This window comes from Streptomyces sp. NPDC111520 (genome assembly GCF_055635295.1).
The window spans coordinates 1,727-3,594 of the sequence record NZ_JBVKBW010000048.1; the positions used below are offsets into that span (position 1 = coordinate 1,727).

Sequence of the window (1,868 nt, forward strand, 5' to 3'; positions counted from 1 at the left end):
GTCGGGTCGGGCACGCTGTTGGGTCCTGAGGGCACGGAAGTGTTCTCGGTTGTGGACCGGACTCGGAGAGCCTCGCGTTGGTGAGGGGATCTGGGTGACGGGTCGTTGTTTGAGAACTGCATAGTGGACGCGAGCATCTGTGGCCAAGTTTTTAAGGGCGCACGGTGGATGCCTTGGCACCAGGAACCGATGAAGGACGTGGGAGGCCACGATAGGCCCCGGGGAGCTGTCAACCGAGCTTTGATCCGGGGGTGTCCGAATGGGGAAACCCGGCAGTCGTCATGGGCTGTCACCCATACCTGAACACATAGGGTATGTGGAGGGAACGCGGGGAAGTGAAACATCTCAGTACCCGCAGGAAGAGAAAACAACCGTGATTCCGGGAGTAGTGGCGAGCGAAACCGGATGAGGCCAAACCGTATGCGTGTGATACCCGGCAGGGGTTGCGCATGTGGGGTTGTGGGATCGTACTTCAGTCGTCTGCCGGCGGCTGGGCGAGTCAGAAACCGTTGATGTAGGCGAAGGACATGCGAAAGGTCCGGCGTAGAGGGTAAGACCCCCGTAGCTGAAACATTAGCGGCTTGCTTGTACGACACCCAAGTAGCACGGGGCCCGAGAAATCCCGTGTGAATCTGGCGGGACCACCCGCTAAGCCTAAATATTCCCTGGTGACCGATAGCGGATAGTACCGTGAGGGAATGGTGAAAAGTACCGCGGGAGCGGAGTGAAATAGTACCTGAAACCGTGTGCCTACAAGCCGTGGGAGCGTCGGACATCAGCTTGCTGGTGTCTCGTGACTGCGTGCCTTTTGAAGAATGAGCCTGCGAGTTTGCGGTGTGTGGCGAGGTTAACCCGTGTGGGGTAGCCGTAGCGAAAGCGAGTCCGAATAGGGCGTTTCAGTCGCATGCCCAAGACCCGAAGCGGAGTGATCTAGCCATGGGCAGGTTGAAGCGTGGGTAAGACCGCGTGGAGGACCGAACCCACCAGGGTTGAAAACCTGGGGGATGACCTGTGGTTAGGGGTGAAAGGCCAATCAAACTCCGTGATAGCTGGTTCTCCCCGAAATGCATTTAGGTGCAGCGTCGTGTGTTTCTTGCCGGAGGTAGAGCACTGGATAGGCGATGGGCCCTACCGGGTTACTGACCTTAGCCAAACTCCGAATGCCGGTAAGTGAGAGCGCGGCAGTGAGACTGCGGGGGATAAGCTCCGTGGTCGAGAGGGAAACAGCCCAGAGCATCGACTAAGGCCCCTAAGCGTACGCTAAGTGGGAAAGGATGTGGAGTCGCACAGACAACCAGGAGGTTGGCTTAGAAGCAGCCACCCTTGAAAGAGTGCGTAATAGCTCACTGGTCAAGTGATTCCGCGCCGACAATGTAGCGGGGCTCAAGCGTACCGCCGAAGTCGTGTCATTGCAGCATGACTCCCAACGGAGGCTGTGATGGGTAGGGGAGCGTCGTGTGCCGGGTGAAGCGGCCCTGGAAGGGAGTCGTGGACGGTTCACGAGTGAGAATGCAGGCATGAGTAGCGATACAAGAGTGGGAAACTCTTGCGCCGATTGACTAAGGGTTCCTGGGTCAAGCTGATCTGCCCAGGGTAAGTCGGGACCTAAGGCGAGGCCGACAGGCGTAGTCGATGGACAACCGGTTGATATTCCGGTACCCGCTTTGAAGCGCCAGCGCTGAACCCTCTGATGCTAAGCCCGTGAAGCCGCCCTTGATCTCTTCGGAGTGATGGGGAGTGGTGGAGCCGGTGACCCGAGGTGGTAGTAGGTGAGCGATGGGGTGACGCAGGAAGGTAGTCCAGCCCGGGCGGTGGTTGTCCCGGGGTAAGGGTGTAGGGCGCTAGGTAGGCAAATCCGCCTGGCATAA

General features: G+C 58.6%; 1 rRNA gene (cut by a window edge). It reads left to right on the forward strand.

The annotated features are described in order from the left end of the window. Positions 1 to 141: 141 nt before the first annotated feature. Positions 142 to 1,868, forward strand: a 23S ribosomal RNA gene (locus ACZ7MY_RS42955) (its annotated part continues 1,492 nt past the right edge of the window); the annotation flags it as partial.